General features: G+C 73.5%; 15 protein-coding genes. 9 read left to right on the top strand and 6 right to left on the bottom strand.

Going from position 1 to position 17,082, the window contains the following annotated elements:
• Positions 1-5: 5 nt before the first annotated feature.
• The 3 genes from AB0F68_RS04370 to AB0F68_RS04360 form a co-directional block, all read right to left on the bottom strand.
• A complete protein-coding gene (locus AB0F68_RS04370; protein WP_357332944.1) occupies positions 6-347 on the bottom strand; it encodes an NIPSNAP family protein in 342 nt (113 codons plus the stop codon).
• 71 nt (positions 348-418) lie between these two features.
• Positions 419-1,099, bottom strand: a complete 681-nt coding sequence (locus AB0F68_RS04365) for a response regulator (protein ID WP_357332943.1) — start codon at positions 1,097-1,099, stop codon at positions 419-421.
• Entirely contained in the window at positions 1,096-2,682 is a 1,587-nt protein-coding gene (locus AB0F68_RS04360) for a sensor histidine kinase (protein ID WP_357332942.1), read from the bottom strand. Before AB0F68_RS04360 ends, AB0F68_RS04365 begins: the two co-directional genes overlap by 4 nt.
• Positions 2,683-2,817: 135 nt before the next feature.
• Here AB0F68_RS04360 and AB0F68_RS04355 point away from each other — a divergent pair, with 135 nt between their 5' ends.
• Entirely contained in the window at positions 2,818-4,215 is a 1,398-nt protein-coding gene (locus tag AB0F68_RS04355) for a cation:dicarboxylase symporter family transporter (RefSeq protein ID WP_357332941.1), read from the top strand.
• 73 nt (positions 4,216-4,288) lie between these two features.
• On the opposite strand, the gene AB0F68_RS04350 is transcribed toward AB0F68_RS04355, so the two are convergent.
• Positions 4,289-5,848, bottom strand: a complete 1,560-nt coding sequence (locus tag AB0F68_RS04350; RefSeq protein ID WP_357332940.1) for an OFA family MFS transporter — start codon at positions 5,846-5,848, stop codon at positions 4,289-4,291.
• A 297-nt stretch (positions 5,849-6,145) separates the two neighbouring features.
• Between AB0F68_RS04350 and AB0F68_RS04345 the strand changes: the two genes are divergently transcribed.
• The gene (locus AB0F68_RS04345; protein WP_357332939.1) at positions 6,146-7,183 is read left to right on the top strand and encodes an aminotransferase class V-fold PLP-dependent enzyme; all 1,038 of its coding nucleotides are present in this window, start codon (positions 6,146-6,148) and stop codon (positions 7,181-7,183) included.
• An 11-nt stretch (positions 7,184-7,194) separates the two neighbouring features.
• Here AB0F68_RS04345 and AB0F68_RS04340 read toward each other — a convergent pair whose 3' ends face one another.
• On the bottom strand, positions 7,195-8,367 hold the full coding sequence (locus AB0F68_RS04340) for an acyl-CoA dehydrogenase family protein (protein ID WP_357332938.1): 1,173 nt from the start codon (positions 8,365-8,367) through the stop codon (positions 7,195-7,197).
• A gap of 236 nt (positions 8,368-8,603) precedes the next feature.
• Between AB0F68_RS04340 and AB0F68_RS04335 the strand changes: the two genes are divergently transcribed.
• Genes AB0F68_RS04335 through AB0F68_RS04325 form a run of 3 tightly spaced genes read left to right on the top strand, consistent with a single transcriptional unit; the run spans position 8,604 to position 11,815 of the window.
• A complete protein-coding gene (locus AB0F68_RS04335) occupies positions 8,604-9,257 on the top strand; it encodes a TetR/AcrR family transcriptional regulator C-terminal domain-containing protein (protein ID WP_357332937.1) in 654 nt (217 codons plus the stop codon).
• A gap of 42 nt (positions 9,258-9,299) precedes the next feature.
• Positions 9,300-10,742, top strand: coding sequence for an aldehyde dehydrogenase family protein (locus AB0F68_RS04330; protein ID WP_357332936.1), 1,443 nt, complete (start codon positions 9,300-9,302; stop codon positions 10,740-10,742).
• Complete coding sequence (locus AB0F68_RS04325) at positions 10,739-11,815, top strand: zinc-binding dehydrogenase (RefSeq protein ID WP_357332935.1); 1,077 nt, start codon at positions 10,739-10,741, stop codon at positions 11,813-11,815. Before AB0F68_RS04330 ends, AB0F68_RS04325 begins: the two co-directional genes overlap by 4 nt.
• Here the strand turns inward: AB0F68_RS04325 and AB0F68_RS04320 are convergent.
• Positions 11,799-12,725 carry a TetR/AcrR family transcriptional regulator C-terminal domain-containing protein gene (locus tag AB0F68_RS04320; RefSeq protein WP_357332934.1) on the bottom strand — a complete coding sequence of 309 codons (927 nt, stop codon included), beginning with the start codon at positions 12,723-12,725 and terminating at the stop codon, positions 11,799-11,801. The genes AB0F68_RS04325 and AB0F68_RS04320 overlap by 17 nt on opposite strands.
• A 170-nt stretch (positions 12,726-12,895) precedes the next feature.
• Here AB0F68_RS04320 and AB0F68_RS04315 point away from each other — a divergent pair, with 170 nt between their 5' ends.
• From AB0F68_RS04315 to AB0F68_RS04300, 4 genes are all read left to right on the top strand, one after another.
• Positions 12,896-14,095 (top strand): FAD-dependent monooxygenase, encoded by a 1,200-nt coding sequence (locus tag AB0F68_RS04315; protein ID WP_357332933.1) that lies wholly within the window; start codon positions 12,896-12,898, stop codon positions 14,093-14,095.
• A 220-nt stretch (positions 14,096-14,315) separates the two neighbouring features.
• On the top strand, positions 14,316-15,077 hold the full coding sequence (locus AB0F68_RS04310) for an ABC transporter ATP-binding protein (RefSeq protein WP_357332932.1): 762 nt from the start codon (positions 14,316-14,318) through the stop codon (positions 15,075-15,077).
• A complete protein-coding gene (locus AB0F68_RS04305) occupies positions 15,064-15,756 on the top strand; it encodes an ABC transporter ATP-binding protein (RefSeq protein WP_357332931.1) in 693 nt (230 codons plus the stop codon). Before AB0F68_RS04310 ends, AB0F68_RS04305 begins: the two co-directional genes overlap by 14 nt.
• Before the next feature lie 48 nt (positions 15,757-15,804).
• Positions 15,805-17,055 (top strand): ABC transporter substrate-binding protein, encoded by a 1,251-nt coding sequence (locus tag AB0F68_RS04300; protein ID WP_357332930.1) that lies wholly within the window; start codon positions 15,805-15,807, stop codon positions 17,053-17,055.
• Positions 17,056-17,082 lie beyond the last annotated feature (27 nt).

Below are 17,082 nucleotides of genomic sequence, written 5' to 3'. Positions count from 1 at the left end.
GCGGCTCAGGGCCGGTGGCCGCCCAGCACGTCCGCGGCGGCGTCGGAGGTCTCCAGAACGACGGTGTGGTAGCTCTCGATGCGCGACAGGATCGCGTCGCGGGGGCCGTCCCGCCAGGCGTCGCTGCCGTAGAAGGCCGCCTCCTGCTCGTCCCGCACCGCCAGGGACGGGAAACCCCGGATCAGGTACGCCTCCTCGTGGCCGTCCTCCCCGGCCAGGGACGCCCCGGCGGCCACCACCCGGATGCCGAAGCGGCCGAGCAGCGGCGCGGCTTCCTCCCTCATCACCCGGACGAACTCGTCGATCGTGCCGGGCCTCAGGCGATAGGTGCGGATCTCGAGAATCATCGACGGCCTCCGGAGTGGATGCGCGGCGGGCGCCGCCCGTCGTGATCCTGCCCCACCGGATCCACCCTTCGTCAGGTCGGCCGGTACTCCACCTCGGGGCGTCCCGGCGTCCCGTAGCGGGGCGCGCGGACCGCGCGGTCGGCGGAGACCAGGTACTCCAGGTAGCGCCGGGCGGTCACCCGGGAGATCCCGGTGCGCCGGCCCACCTCCGTGGCGGAGAGCCCGCCGTCGCCCAGGGCGGCCAGCACGGCGTGCAGGGTCTGCTCGTCCAGGCCCTTGGGCAGCGTGTGCCGGGTCGCGCCGCGCAGGGTGGCGAACATCCGGTCCACCTCGTGCTGGGCGGCCACCTCGCCGTCGGCGAGGGCCTGCCGCCGGTACTCGGCGTACCGCTCCAGCTTGTCGCGGAAGGCGGCGAAGGTGAACGGCTTGAGCAGGTAGTGGGTCACCCCGAGGGACACCGCGGTGCGGACCACCGCGAGGTCCCGCGCCGAGGTCACCGCCAGCACGTCCACGCTGCTGCCGGCCGCCCGCAGGGCCCGGCACACGTCCAGGCCGTGCAGGTCGGGCAGGCGGAAGTCGAGCAGGACCAGGTCGACGCCCGCGCCGCCGCGCTCGCGCAGCGCGGCCATCGCGTCCCGCGCGGTGTGCGCCACCCCGACCACCACGAAGCCGGGCACCCGTTCGGTGTACGCGCGGTGCGCCTCGGCCAGCAGCGGCTCGTCCTCCACCACGAGCACCCGGACGTCGCTCATCGGGCCCCCCGCGGAATCGGCAGCCGGACGGTGAACACGGTTTCCCCGTCGTCGGTGCGGACGACCTCCGAGGCGCCGCCGTGCCGGTGGACCACCTGCCCGACCAGCGCCAGGCCGAGCCCCCGGCCGGCGCTCTTGGTGGACCAGCCGCGCCGGAACGCGTCCGCCACCCGGTCGGGGTCCAGCCCGGGGCCGCTGTCGCCGACCCGGACCACCAGCTCGTCCTCGGACGTGCCGACGAGGACCCGGACCCGGCGCGGCGGCGGGGTGCCGGCGACCGCCTCGAGGGCGTTGTCGACCAGGTTGCCGACCACGGTGAGCAGGTCGGTGGTGGGCAGCGGGCTGTCGTCGAGCCGGCAGTCCGGCTCGATCACCAAATCCACGCCGCGCTCGCCGGCCTGCGCCGACTTGCCGAGCAGCAGGGCGGCCAGCGCCGGTTCGGTCACCGCCCCGACCACCCGGTCGGTGAGCTGCTGGGCGAGGGCCAGGTCGCGGGTGGCCAGCCGGACCGCCTCGTCGGTGCGGCCCAGCTCCACCAGGGTGAGCACGGTGTGCAGCCGGTTCGCCGACTCGTGGTTCTGCGCCTGCAACGCCTCGGTGAGGGCGCGGACCGAGTCCAGCTCGCTGGCCAGGTTGCGCAGCTCGGTCTGGTCGCGCAGGGTCAGCACGGTGCCGAGCACCGCGCCGTCGAAGCGGGTGGTCCGCTGGTTGGCCACGAGTACCCGGTCGCCGGCCAGGATCGGCTCGTCGTGCGCGTCCCGGCCGGAGTCGAGCAGCTCGGCCACCGCCGGGGGCAGGTCGATCCCGCTGACCGGGCGGTCGGTCACCGCCGCGTCGTCGGCCAGCCCGAGCAGGCGGCGACCCTCGTCGTTGACCAGCGCCACCCGGCGGTCCCGGGTCAGCACCAGCAGCCCCTCGCGGACGGAGTGCAGGACCGCGTCGTAGTACTCGTACATCCGGGTCATCTGGCTCGGCCCCAGGCCGTGGGTCTGCCGGCGGAGCCGACGGCTGAGCAGCCAGGACCCGGTGGCCGCGAGGGCCAGGGCGGGTGCGGCGGCGCCGAGCAGCACCGGCACCTGGGCGAGCAGCTTCCGGTTGATCGCCCGGGTGGTGATGCCCACCGAGACCAGCCCGATGATCCGGTGCTCGCCGTCGTAGACCGGGACGACCGCGCGCACCGACTCGCCGAGCGTGCCGACGTTGGTGACGGTGAACGGCTCGCCGGAGAGCGCCGGGCCGATGTCGCCGATGAACGGCTGCCCGATGAGCGTGGGGTTCGGGTGCGAGTAGCGGGTCCGGTCCGGGGCCATCACCACCACGAAGTCCGTTCCGGTGGCCACCCGAGTGCCCTCCGCGTACGGCTGGAGGGTGGCCGGCGGGTCGGCGGCGGTGAGGGCCGCGCGGACGTTGGGGGAGCCGGCGACGGCCTGCGCCACGGCCAGCACCTCGTCCTTCGCGGCCTGGTGGGAGTCGTTGCGGGCCAGCCAGACGGCGCCGGCCGCGCCGGCCAGCACGAGCAGCGTCACCACCACCGCCTGGAGGGCGAAGAGCTGCCCCGCGATGCTCCACTGGCGTCGGGCCACGGATTCCCTCCTCTCGCCCCGGTCGTCCCGCAAGTCTGGCGCAGCCGCCCGGTCCGCTTTCGGCCGCGAGTGACGGGGATGAACAGAATGAACGCAAGCGTGCCGTGCGCTGAGACCGGCGTCACATTGTGGGGCATGGACACCACCACCTCACCCACCCCCGCGGCCGCCCGGCCCGTCCGCCGGGACCGGACCCGGTACCTCTACCTGGCGGTCATCGCGGCCGTTGTCGCCGGCATCGTGGTCGGCCTCGTCGCGCCCGAGGTCGGCAAGGAGTTGAAGCCGCTGGGCACCGGCTTCGTGAACCTGATCAAGATGATGATCAGCCCGGTCATCTTCTGCACGATCGTCCTCGGCGTCGGTTCCGTCCGGCAGGCGGCCAGGGTCGGCAAGGTCGGCGGCCTCGCGCTCGGCTACTTCCTGCTCATGTCGACGGTCGCGCTCGCCATCGGCCTGGTGGTCGGCAACATCATCCACCCCGGCTCGGGCCTCGACCTCGGCCCGGAGGTGGCCGACGCGGGCAAGGCGGCCGCCGGCGGCGAGAGCGGCGACACCGTCGAGTTCCTGCTCGGTGTCATTCCGACCTCGCTGTTCTCCGCCCTGACCGAGGGCTCGGTGCTCCAGACGCTGCTCGTCGCCCTGCTGGCCGGCTTCGCCGTCCAGGCCATGGGCCACCGCGGTGAGCCGGTGCTGCGAGCCGTCGAGGTGATCCAGCGCCTCGTCTTCAAGGTGCTGGCGATGATCATGTGGACCGCCCCGATCGGCGCCTTCGGCGCGATGGCCGCGCTCGTCGGCGCGACCGGCGTGGACGCCCTGACCAGCCTGGCCCAGGTCATGCTCGGCTTCTACGCCACCTGCCTGATCTTCGTGATCGTGGTGCTCGGCGCGCTGCTGCGCCTGGTGGCGGGAATCTCGATCTTCTCCCTGCTGCGTTACCTGGGTCGGGAGTTCCTGCTGATCCTGTCCACCTCGTCGTCCGAGTCGGCGCTGCCCCGGCTGATCGCCAAGATGGAGCACTTCGGCGTCAGCAAGCCGGTCGTCGGCATCACCGTTCCGACGGGCTACTCCTTCAACCTCGACGGCACCGCGATCTACCTGACCATGGCCGCGCTGTTCATCGCCGACGCGCTGGGCAAGCCCATGGCGATCGGCGAGCAGATCGGCCTGCTGGCTTTCATGATCATCGCCTCGAAGGGCGCCGCCGGGGTGACCGGCGCCGGCCTGGCCACCCTGGCCGGCGGCCTCCAGTCGCACCGCCCGGACCTGGTGGACGGGGTCGGGGTGATCGTCGGCATCGACCGGTTCATGTCCGAGGCCCGGGCGCTGACCAACTTCGCCGGCAACGCGGTGGCCACCGTGCTGGTCGGCACCTGGACCGGCGAGTTCGACCGGGCACAGGCCGCGGCCGTGCTCAGCGGCGAGCGCCCGTTCGACGAGGCGACCATGCTGGACGAGGACGAGCCGTCGGCCGACGGGGAGACCGCGGAGGAGCCCGCGCGGCAGCCCGCCGGGATGTCGGACGCGCCGGTCTGAGCCGGGCGCCCGGTGACGCCAGGATCCGCCGCCATCGGTCGCCCGGTGGCGGCGGATCCCTGGCGGGCGCGGATCACTCGGTGAAGAGCTTCGCCGCTGTGGTGACGGTCTGCCAGATGCCGTAGCCGAGCAGCACGCTGACCAGCGCCCACGATATCCAGAGGCGGGCCCGTTGCGGGCCCACGGCCTGGGCCGCGGGTCGGCTCTCCGGCTTCAGCGCGACCGGGTCGGTCTTCTCGGCGGGCGCCACCGGAACGGCTCCGCCGGTGTCGGGTTCGTGGAAACGTTCCGGGACCGGCCGGATCAGCAGATTGGCGATGAATCCGACGGCAAGTACGCCGACCATGGTGAACAGCGCCGGTCGGTACGACGCGGCGGTGAGCGTGCCCGGCTTACCCTGCGCGTCCAGGATCCCGTTGACGATCAGCGGTCCGGCCACGCCCGCGGCGGACCAGGCGGTCAGCAGCCGGCCGTGGATGGCGCCGACCTGGTGGGTGCCGAACAGGTCGCGCAGGTAGGCGGGGGCGGTGGAGAAACCGCCACCGTAGAACGAGATGATGAGGCCGGCAAGGATCACGAACAGTGCGGTGGCGTTGTGTCCGGTCACCGCGAGCAGGGTGTAGAGCACCATGCCGAGGCCGAGGTAGACCACATAGATCGGCTTACGGCCGATGATGTCGGACGTCGACGACCACACGAACCGCCCGGCCATGTTGAACAGCGACAGCAGGCCCACGAAGCCCGCCGCCGCGGCGACCGAGACGGCCGATACACCGTTGTCCCGGAAGAAGTCCTGGATCATCGGGGCGGCCTGCTCCAGGATGCCGATGCCTGCGGTCACGTTCGTGAAGAGCACGATCCAGAGCAGCCAGAACGAGCGCGTGCGGATGGCGTTCGCCGCGGACACGCTCGCCCTGGTGACCAGGGGCTTGGTCGCGACCGAGGCGGGGTCGAAGCCGGCCGGGCGCCAGTCGGGCGGGGGCACCCGGACGTTGAACACGCCGAACATCATGATCAGGAAGTAGCCGACGCCGAGCGTGAGGAAGAGCCCCACGAGCGCGTGGCTCGAGGCCACCGCCCCCGCCTTGGCCGGGTCGAAGTCAGGGTCGTAGAAGGAGAGCAGCTGCTTCGACACGGGGCTGGCGAGCAGCGCGCCGCCGCCGAAGCCCATGATCGCGAGGCCGGTGGCGAGACCGGGCCGGTCCGGGAACCACTTGATCAGGGTGGAGACGGGCGAGATGTAGCCGATCCCGAGCCCGATGCCGCCGATCACGCCGTAGCCGAGGTAGAGCAGCCAGAGTTGTCCCGTGGCGATGCCCAGCGCCCCGATCAGGAACCCTGCCGCCCAGAAGCACGCGGACGTGAACATGGTCTTGCGGGGTCCGCTGCGCTCGGCCCACGTGCCGCCGACCGCCGCGGAGAGTCCGAGCATCACGATCGCGATGCTGAAGATCACTCCGATGGCCGTCTGGCCGACATCGAACCGGGCGATGAGCGAGTTCTTGTACACGCTGGTCGCGTAGACCTGTCCGATGCACAAATGCACCGCGAGCGCCGCCGGCGGGATGAGCCAGCGGCTGTATCCGGAAGGAGCAACGGTGTGCCGCGGGTCCAGTGCCGCCAGCCTGGCCATTTCCGCACCTTCCTGCCAAGAGTGGGTTGAATGCGACGCGACGGCCGTGGCCGTGGCAGCTGTCCCACCGGGACCGGGACAGACGCAGGGGGGTTCCCGGATCGGGCCGCATCATCCGCCGTCGGGCGCCGGAACTCCGGCCGGGCGCCGTTCGGATCACTGATCTGCTGCCCCGCCGGTCCGGCCCGTCGGCGCGGCGGCTCGACCGGGTCCAGGCCTGCGCGGTCCGGCATCGGCAGGCCGCCGCCCGGGAATTGGCCGTCCCGTTCGCCGACGATGATCGTTAGCGTCGGTGGCATGGACCTGGAGCAGGCGCAGAAGCTGTGGCAGCCGGAGCCCGGCTGGCTGAACACCGCCACCTACGGGCTGCCGCCCGAGCCGGCCTGGACGGCGGTGCAGGACGTGCTCGCCGACTGGCGGGCCGGGCGGGTCTCCTTCGAGGGCTGGGGCGAGTCGGTCGGCCGCGCCCGCACGGCGTTCGCCCGGCTGGTCGGGGTGGCCCCGGCGGACGTGGCGATCGGCAGCACGGCCTCGCAACTGCTCGCCCCGGTGGCCGCCGCGCTGCCGGCGGGCGCGACGGTGGTCGTCCCGGAGGTGGAGTTCACGTCCAACCTCTTTCCCTGGCTGGTGCAGCAGGAGCGGGGGGTCCGGGTCCGCACCGTGCCGCTGGCCGGCCTGGTCGACGCGATCGACGCCGACACCGATCTGGTCGCGTTCAGCCTCGTGCAGTCCTCGGACGGCACCGTCGCGCCGTATGAGACGATCGTCGCGGCGGCCCGGGCGCACGGCGCCCTCGTCGCGGTGGACGCCACGCAGGCCGCGGGCTGGTTGCCCTTCGACGCCGCGCGCGCCGACGTGGTCGCGGTGGCGGCGTACAAGTGGTTGATGGCCCCGCGCGGCGCGGCGTTCGCCTACCTGGCCCCGGCCCTGCGGGAGCGGCTGCGCCCCGACGCGGCCGGCTGGTACGCGGGCCAGGACCCCCAGTCGTCCTACTACGGCCCGCCGCTGCGGCTGGCCGACGACGCCCGGCGCTTCGACATCTCGCCGGCCTGGTTCAGCTACGTCGGTGCGGCGCCCGCCCTGGAACTACTGGCCGAGATCGGGTTGCCCGCGGTGCGCGACCACGACGTGGCGCTGGCCAACCGGTTCCTGGCCGGGCTGGGCCGGCCGCCGGGCGACAGCGCGATCGTCACCGTCGAGGTGCCGGACGCGCAGGAGCGGCTGGCTCGGGCCGGGGTGCGGGCGGCGGTCCGCGCCGGGCGGGTCCGGGCCTCGTTCCACCTCTACACCACCGAGGAGGACGTCGACCGGGCCGTCGCGGCGCTGACCGGCTGAGGGAGGCCCGCTCAGGCCAGATGGCCGCCGATCTTCGTGTATCCGCGCAGCAGGTCGCGGGAGATGATCAGGCGCTGCATCTCGTCGGTGCCCTCGAAGATCCGGTACAGCCGGACCTGCCGGTACCAGCGCTCGATGGGGAGCTCCCGGGTGTAGCCCATGCCGCCGTGGATCTGGAGCACCCGGTCGACCACCCGGTTGACCATGCCGGCGCCGTAGAGCTTGCCCATCGACGAGGCGTGCCGCGGGTCCAGCCCCTGGTCGACCGTCCACGCCGACCGCAGCACCAGCCAGCGGGCCGCCTCCAGCTCGGTCTCCGAGTCGGCGATCATCCACTGGATCGCCTGGTTGGTGCCGATCTTCGCGCCGAAGGTCTCACGGGTGTTCGCGTGGTCGATCGCCATCTGCAGCGCCCGCTCGGCGATGCCGATGGCGTGCGAGGGGATGGTGTAACGGCCCTTGCCGATCCACTCCATGCCGAGCGTGAAGCCCTGGCCGATCTCCCCGAGGATGTTGCGGTGCGGCACGCGTACGCCGTCGAAGATCAGCGACGCCGGCCCGCCCTCGCCCATGGTCTGGATGAACTCCGACCGCCAGCCCATCGCCCGGTCCACGAGGAACGCGGTCGCGCCGCCGCGGCGGGCGCCCTTCTCCGGGTCGGTCACGGCCACCACGATGGCGAAGTCGGCGTCGTTGCCGTTGGTGATGAACGTCTTCTCGCCGTCGAGGACCCAGTCGTCGCCGTCGCGGCGGGCGCGCAGCTTGATGTTCGCCGCGTCCGAGCCGGCGCCCGGCTCGGTGATCGCGAAGCAGGAGATCCGCTCACCCTCGATGGTGGGGAGGAGGAACTCGCGCTTCTGCTCCTCGGTGGCGTGGAACAGGATGTTGTCCGCCTCTCCGCCGAAACGGAACGGCACGAAGGAGCGGCCCAGCTCGGTCCAGATCAGCGACTGGAGCACCGCCGGGAGGTCCATCCCGCCGTACTCCTCGGGGGTGGCCAGGCCCCAGAAGCCGAACTTCTTGGCCTTGAGCTGCAACTCGCGCAGCTCGGAGCGGTCCAGGCCGGGCTGGTGGGCGCGCTCGCGGCGCAGCACCTCCTGCTCCAGCGGCAGCACCTCGCGGGTGACGAAGGCGCGCACGGTGTCCCGGACGGCCCGTTCCTCGTCGGACAGTGCGAAGTCCACGATGCTCCCTCGGTCGGCGTGCGGTGGACCGCCGCGGGCGGCGGCGGTCGCTCTTAAACTAGCGGTGTAAGTTTTCATCCGTCCAGACCCCTCCTTCGACCGTCGCGACGAGGCTCCCCGGCCGCGTCCCGACTAGGGTGCGTGAGCAGGTGTTTCCGACGGGGGAGGCGGCGTGGCGGGATTCGACCGGCGAGGGGCGCGTGGCGCGGGCGTCGGCCCGGCGTGGGTGGTCTGAGGTGCCCCGTCCCCGGCAGGCCCTGCTCAACCGCGACCGGATCGTCGAGACCGCGCTCGCGCTGATCGACGCCGACGGCCTCGGCGCGCTCTCCACCCGCCGGCTGGCCGCCGCGCTGGGCGTGCAGGGTCCCTCGCTCTACAACCACTTCGCCACGAAGGACGAGATCCTCGACGCGGTGGCGGACAGCGTCACCGCGAGTGTCGACGTCAGCGTCTTCCACCGGTACGACTGGGTCGAGGCGCTGCGCCGCTGGGCCCGGTCCTACCGGGAGGCGCTGGCCGCGCACCCGAACATCGTCCCCTACCTGGCGCAGGGGCCCGGACGCCGGCCGGCGGCGCTGGCCATGGCCGACGCCGTCTACGGCGCCCTGGTCCGGGCGGGCTGGCCGCCGGCCCGGGCCACCCATATCGGCGCCGCGTTGCGCTACTTCGTGGCCGGCTCGGCGCTCGGCTCGTTCGCCCGCGGCTTCGTCGAAGACCCGGAGCTGTACGCCGCCCATCCGCACCTCAACCAGGCCCACCGGCTCCGCGGCCACCAGCGCAGCGTCGACGAGGGCGCGTTCACCCTCGGCCTGGACGCGTTGCTGCACGGCCTCGCCGCCGAGTACGCCCGGACGGTCACCCCTCTGGAACCGGCTGCCGGTCCGGAGTAGCGTCAAAACTTCCAGCGCTAGTTTCCGCCCGGGAAGGACGACATGGATCTCGCCGACGCGCCCCCCGCCCTGCTGGTCCGCCGCCATCTGCACGTCGCCGGGGACTGGGTCGACCTGTCGGACGGCGGGACGATCCCGGTCGAGAACCCGGCCACCGGGGAGATCATCGGGCAGGTCCCCGCCGGCACCCCGGCCGACGTGGACCGGGCCGTCGCGGCCGCCCGGGCCGCCTTCCCCGGCTGGGCCGCCACCGCCCCGGCGGAGCGGGCCGCCCACCTCGACCGGCTGCACGCCGCGCTCGCCGCCCGGGCCGACGACATCGCCCGCACGGTGGCCCTCGAACTGGGCACCCCGCTCAAGCTCGCCACCCGGGTGCAGGCCGGCCTGCCGCTCACCGTGCTGCGCAGCATGGTCGACCTGGCCGCGCGCCCGCCGGCCGAGGAGACCGTCGGCAACTCGCTCGTCGTGCGCGAACCGGTCGGCGTGGTCGGCGCGATCACCCCGTGGAACTACCCCCTGCACCAGGTGGTCGCCAAGGTGGCCCCGGCCCTCGCCGCCGGCTGCACGGTGGTGCTCAAGCCCAGCGAGCTGACGCCGCTCACCGCGTACCTGCTCTTCGACGCGGTCACCGAGGCCGGGCTGCCGCCCGGGGTGGTCAACCTGGTGCCCGGCACCGGGCCGGTCGTCGGCGAGGCCCTCGCCGCCCACCCCGACGTCGACCTGGTCTCGTTCACCGGCTCCACGGCCACCGGCCGGCGGATCGCCCACCTGGCCGCCGACCGGATCGCCCGGGTCGCCCTGGAACTCGGCGGTAAGTCGGCCAACGTCGTCCTCGCCGACGCCGACCTGCCCACCGCCGTGAAGGTCGGCGTCGGCAACGCGCTGCTCAACTCGGGCCAGACCTGCACCGCCTGGACCCGGATGCTGGTCCACCGCGACCGCTACGCCGAGGCGCTGGACCTGGTCGCGGCGGCCGTCGCCGGATACCGGCTGGGCGACCCGTTCGACCCGGCCACCCGGCTCGGCCCCCTCGTCTCCGCCGCCCAGGCCGAGCGGGTCCGCGGGCACGTCGACCGGGCCCTCGCCGACGGCGCCCGACTGGTCGCCGGCGGCCCGGACGCGCCGCTGCCGCCGCGCGGGCACTTCGTCGCCCCCACCGTCCTCGCCGACGTGCATCCGGACAGCGCGCTGGCCCAGGAGGAGGTCTTCGGCCCGGTGCTCGCGGTCATCCCGTTCGCCGACACCGACGAGGCGGTCGCCATCGCCAACAACTCCCGGTACGGGCTGGCCGGCGCGGTCTGGTCCGCCGACGAGGAGGCGGCGCTCGCCGTGGCCCGGCGGCTGCGCACCGGCCAGGTGGACGTCAACGGCGGCGCGTTCAACCCGCTCGCCCCGTTCGGCGGCTACAAGCAGTCCGGCCTCGGCCGCGAACTGGGCGGCTACGGCGTCGAGGAGTTCACCGAGCTGAAGGCGATCCAGCGGTGAGGGCGCTCGTGGTCCGCGGCCGGGGCGCCACCCCGGCCGTCGAGGAGGTACGCCTGCCCGACCCGGGCCCCGGCGAGCTGCGGATCCGGATCCGGGCCGCCGGCCTCTGCCACTCCGACCTGGCCATGGTGGACGGTACGGTGGCGCCCGTGTACCCGCTGGTGCTGGGGCACGAGGCGACCGGCGTGGTGGCCGAGGCCGGCCCCGGCACCCGGCTGGCCGTCGGCACGCCCGTGGTGCTCAACTGGGCCCCCGCCTGCCGGGCCTGCTGGCACTGCCGGCACGGCGAGCCCTGGCTCTGCACCGCGAACACCGGGCCCTCGGTGGCCCGGGGCGAGACCGCCGACGGCGGCCCGCTCCAGGTCACCCTGGGCCTCGGCGCGCTCGCCGAGGAGGTGGTGGTGCCCGAGCGGGCCGCCATCGAGATCCCGGCCGGCCTGCCGCCGGAGCAGGCCGCCCTGCTCGGCTGCGCGGTGCTCACCGGCACCGGCGCGGTCCGCAACACCGCCCGCGTCGCCCCCGGCGAGTCGGTCGCGGTGATCGGCCTCGGCGGGGTCGGCCTCGCCGTGCTCACCGCCGCCCGGCGGGCCGGCGCGGCGCCGATCCTCGCCGTCGACGTGGCCGAGGCCAAGCGGGACCTGGCCCTCGCCGCCGGGGCCACCGACTTCCTCCGCTCCGACGACACGCTCGGCAAGGAGGTCCGGGCGCGCACCGAGGGGCGCGGCGTGGACCACGCCTTCGAGTGCGTCGGCCGATCCGTCACCATCCGGGCCGCCTGGCGCTGCACCCGGCGCGGGGGAGCGGTCACCGTGGTCGGCATGGGCGGCCGCGACGACCTGCTCAGCCTGTCGGCGCTGGAGATCTTCCACTCGGCCCGCACCCTGCGCTCCTCGGTCTACGGCTCGTCCGACCCGGACCGGGAGGTGCCGGAGCTGGCCGCAGCGCTTGCCGAGGGCAGCCTGGACCTGGCTCCGCTGGTCAGCGGCACCGTCCCGCTGGCGGAGGCGCCCGCGGCGCTGGACCGGCTGGCCCGGGGCGAGGGCGCCCGCTGGGTGGTCACCTTCCCGGACTGACCCCGCCCTCGATCAGCGCGGCGAATCCGTCGAGCAGCCGGCGCAGGCCGAAGTCGAAGACGCTCTCCAGGTCCAGGTCGACGCCGCCGCTGGTCAGCGCGTCCATGGTGGCCAGACCGCCACCGGCCATCATCTGCTGGAAGGTGGCCTGCTGCCGGTCCACCCACTCGTCGTGGGTGAGGCCGGTGTCCTGCACCGCCTGCGCGCCCATCTCCAGGTTCGTGGCGATGCCCTTCACGTACGCCATGAGGGTCACCGCGACGTGCCAGCGCACCTGCGGGTCCAGGCCCAGGCCGGCAGTGGCCCGCAGCGCGCGGTCGGTGTGCGACATGCCGTGCGGCAGCGGCTGCGGCCGGGCGATCGAGATGACGTGCGGCACCCAGCGGTGCCGCCGGTAGACGGCCCACTGCGCCCGGGCGAGCAGGTCCAGCCGGGCGCGCCAGCCGGCCGGCTCGGTGGCCGGCAGCGGGGCGTTCGCCAGCGCCGCGTCGGCCATCGCCAGGATCAGCTCGTCCCGGCCGCGCACGTGCCGGTAGAGCGACATGGTGGCCACGCCCAGCTCGGCGGCGATCTGCCGCATCGACACCGCGGCCAGGCCGCCCTCGTCCGCCAGCGCCACCGCGGTGCGCAGCACCCGCTCCCGGCTCAGCTCCGGCTCCGGCCGCGCCGACTCCCGGCGCGGCTCGGCGACGACGGTGCCGGCGCCGGGGCGGGTCAGCACCAGCCCCTCGGCGCGGAGCAGGGCGAGCACCCGGGTGGCCGTGGCGATGGCCACCCCGTGCTCCCGGGTGAGCTGCCGGGCCGAGGGCACCCGGTCGCCGGGCCGCAGCTCGCCCAGGTCGATGCGGCGGCGGATCTCCGCGGCGATCCGCCGGTACGGCGGCTCCTGACCCGGACCACGCTGCGCCATCCCCGGCACCTCCGCTCCGAAAGCGTACTAGTACACCGGGTCCGCCGAGTGGCCCCGGAGGGGCAGCGTACTAGGTCGTCCCGGGCGCGTGCGGCGCGCCGGACCTAGCGTGACGCGCAGCGCCCGGCCGGAACCGGCTGACGGTGTACGCGTGATCTCGGGAGAACACCATGAACGACAGGACCGTGCTCATCTCCGGCGCCGGCGTGGCCGGCCCCGCCCTCGCCTTCTGGCTGCGCCGGCACGGCTTCGCCGTGACCTTGGTGGAACGCGCCCCCGGGCTGCGCCCCGGCGGGCAGGCGGTCGACGTGCGGGGGACCGCCCGCGAGGTGATCGACCGGATGGGCCTGACCGCGCGGGTCCGGGCCGAGACCGTCCGGGAGCAGGGCATGGCATACGTCGACGAGCGGGGCGGGACGCGCGCCCGGCTGCCGGTGCACGCCTTCGGCGGGGAGGGCATCGTCGCCGACATCGAGATCCAGCGCGGCGACCTGGCCCGGCTGCTCTACGAGGAGACCCGGAACGACGTCGAGTACGTCTTCGACGACTCGATCGAGACGCTGGACCAGACCGGGGACGGGGTGCGGCTGACCTTCGCCCGCTCCGCCCCGCGCACGGTCGACCTGGTGGTCGGCGCGGACGGCTCGCACTCCCGCACCCGGGCCCTGGCGTTCGGCCCGGAGTCGGCGTACGTCCGGTCCCTCGGCGCCTACCTGGCCTACTTCTCCACCCCGTACCGCGACGAGACCGGCTGGTTCCTGCTGCACAACGCGCCCGGCGGTCGGGTGGTCGGCACCCGCCCGACCCGGGACGGCCGGACCGCTGCGTTCTTCAGCTTCCGCTCCCCGGAACTCGACGTTGACCGGCGGGACCCGGCCGCCCAGCAGCGGCTGCTCGCCGAGCGCTTCGCCGACGTCGGCTGGCGCGCCGCCGAGCTGCTGGCCGCCGCCCCAGAGGCCGGCGACTTCTACTTCGACCGGTACGGCCAGGTGCGGATGCAGCGGTGGAGCGCCGGGCGGGTGGCCCTGCTCGGCGACGCCGCCTGGTGCCCGTCCCCGCTCACCGGGCAGGGCACCAGCCTCGCGTTGGTCGGCGCGTACCTGCTGGCCGGCGAGCTGGCCGCGGCGCGCGGCGACCACGCGGTGGCCTACCGCCGCTACGAGGAAATGCTGCGACCGCACGTGACGCGCAGCCAGGAGATCCCGGGCGGGGGCATCTCCGGTTTCCTGCCGGCCAGCCGGACCGCGATCCGGATGCGCGACGCGTCGATGCGGGCCATGACCTCCCGCCCGCTGCGCGGGCTCGCCACCCGGCTCTTCTTCAGCAAGGCCGACGGGCTCGACCTCCCGGAGTACGCCGCCGCCCGATGACGGTGGCGCACCACATGTCGACGGCCGACGATCCGTCCGGAAGCCCGCGCACGGGCCCGCCCCCTATGGCGGGCGGGCCCGTGCCATCCGGGCCGAATGTGTGGGGGATCGACATGGCTCGACTCTGCCGGTGCGCCGTAGGTTTCCTGCACGCGTCGGCCCTGTGACCCCGGTCACCGACCTGGCCGACGCGGGATGAGGACCTGCGGAGGGTGAGGCGATGGCCGGGCAAGCGATCCTGTCGGCCCGTGGGCTGACCCGGGACTTCCGGGGCTTCCGGGCGGTCGACGGGGTCGACCTCGACGTGGCGCCGGAGACCGTGCACGCCCTGGTGGGGCCGAACGGCGCGGGCAAGACCACCCTGTTCAACCTGCTCACCGGGTTTCTGCCGCCCAGCGCCGGCCGGATCGAGCTGGCCGGCCGGGACGTCACCGGCCTGCCCCCGGAACGGGTCGCCCGGCTCGGCGTGGCCCGTTCCTTCCAGATCACCAGCCTCTTCCCCCAGTTGGGCGCGCGGGAGCACGTCGAGCTGGCCCTCCAGTCGTCCAGCGGGCTGGGGTGGCGGTTCTGGCGCTCGGCGAAGCTGATGCGCCGCTACCGCGACCGGGCCGACGAACTGCTCGCCATGGTCGGCCTCGCCGAGCTGGCCGAGGCCCCGGCCGAGGCCCTCGCCTACGGGCGCAAGCGCGCCCTGGAACTGGCCATCGCGCTCGCCCTCGACCCGAAGGTGCTGCTGCTCGACGAGCCCACCGCCGGGATGGGGCTGGAGGACGTGGACCGCACCGTCGACCTGATCGCCCGGGTCCGCGCGGGCCGGACCGTGGTCATGGTCGAACACAACATGAGCGTGGTGGGCCGGCTCGCCGACACGGTCACCGTCCTCCAGGCCGGAAAGGTCCTGGTCGAGGGACCGTACGAGCAGGTCCGCGCCGACGAGCGGGTCATCACCGCCTACCTGGGAGCCGCCGATGCTGCGCATTGAGAACCTCTCCGCCTGGTACGGCGAGGCCCAGGTGCTGCGGGACGTGAGCCTGGAGGTGGCCGCCGGCGAGGTGGTCACCCTGGTGGGGCGCAACGGCGCCGGCAAGTCCACCCTGCTGCGCTCCGTGATGGGGCTGCACCCCGGCCAGCGCGGCACGGTCAGCCTCGACGACCGGGACATCACGAAGCTGCCGGCGTACAAGCGGGCGCGGCTCGGGCTCGGCTGGGTCCCCGACGACCGGGGCGCGTACGCCACCCTGACCGTCACCGAGAACCTGACCCTGCCGCCCCGGGTGGGCCCCGACCCGTGGCCGCTGGAGCGGGTGTACGAGGCGTTCCCCGCCCTTTACACGCGGCGTGACTCGGCGGCCACCATGCTCTCCGGCGGCGAGCAGCAGATGCTCGCCCTGGCCCGGGTGCTGCGGATGGGCGCCCGGCTGCTGCTCTGCGACGAGCCCACCGAGGGCCTGTCCCCACTGCTCGTGCAGCAGGTCGGCGACCTGCTGCGGGAGGCCAAGAAGCACGGCGTGACCGTGCTGCTGGTCGAGCAGAACCTGCACTTCGCCACCGGCGTCGCCGACCGGCACTACCTGCTGGCCGAGGGACGGATCGCGGAGGCGATGGAGAACTCCGAGGTGCGCTCGCGGGAGCGCGAGCTGCTGGCGTACCTCGGAATCTGACAACCGACGGCTGACCCGCGCGGACCGCGCGGTACGGAAGGATTTGACATGCGCAGGAGCGTGGGTGTGGCCGCCGCCTCGGCGGCGGCGGTGCTGGTCGCCGGCTGCGGCGGCGGTGGCCCGCAGTCCGGCGGCGACCAGAAGCTGACCGGCGACAAGATCGTGCTGGGTGTCCTCAACGACCAGTCCGGGGCCTACTCGGAGCTGTCCGGGCGTAACTCGGTCAAGGCCGTGGAGATGGCCATCGCCGACTTCAAGGCCAAGTACGGCGACAAGGCCGTCACCAAGAACATCAGCGTGGAGACGGCCGACCACCAGAACAAGCCGGACGTGGCCAACAGCAAGGCCCAGGAGATGTACGACCGCAAGGGCGTCGACGCCATCCTCGACGTGCCGACCTCCTCGGCCGCCCTGAAGGTCGCCGACGTGGCCAAGGAGAAGAAGAAGCTCTACTTCAACATCACCGGAGCCACCACCGACCTGACCGGCAAGAGCTGCAACAAGTACACGTTCCACTACGCGTACGACACCTACATGCTGGCGCACGGCACCGGGACGGTGACCACCCAGCAGGTCGGCAAGAACTGGTACATCCTCTACCCGAACTACGCCTTCGGGCAGGACATGGAGAAGAGCTTCTCGGCGGCGATCACCGCGGCCGGCGGCACGGTCATCGGCAAGGACGGCGCGCCGTTCCCGAACACCAGCGGCGACTACTCGTCGTTCCTGCTCAAGGCTCCGACGCTGAACCCGAAGCCGCAGGTGCTCGGCACCATGCAGGCCGGCGCCGAGCTGGTCAACGTGGTGAAGCAGTACAACGAGTTCAAGCTCCGGGACAAGGGCGTCGAGCTGGCCGTGGGCCTGATGTTCATCACCGACATCCACTCGCTCACCCCGGCGGCGCTCGCCGGCACCACCTACACCGACGCCTGGTACTGGAACTTCGACCAGCAGAACCGGGAGTGGGCCGACCGGTTCCAGAAGGAGACCGGCACCCGGCCGTCGTTCGCCCACGCGGCCAACTACTCGGCCGCCATGCAGTACCTGGAGGCCGTGCAGGCCGCCGGCACCGACGACGCGGACACCGTGGTGAAGGGCCTGGAGGGCAAGGAGATCAACGACCTCTTCCTCCGCAACGGCAAGATCCGCGCCGAGGACCACCGGGTCATCCACGACGCGTACCTGGCCCAGGTGAAGCCGCAGGCCGAGGTGAGCGAGCCGTGGGACTACGTGAAGATCCTCAAGACCATCCCGGCGGCCGAGGCGTTCCGCGCCCCGTCGGCCGACTGCAAGCTGTGAGCGCGAGGAGCGAGCGGTTCCGCGAGC

This window comes from Micromonospora sp. NPDC023966 (assembly GCF_040639095.1).
Lineage (GTDB): Bacteria > Actinomycetota > Actinomycetes > Mycobacteriales > Micromonosporaceae > Micromonospora.
Note: the sequence above shows the minus strand (reverse complement) of the source record. Positions and strands in the feature narration are given on the sequence as shown.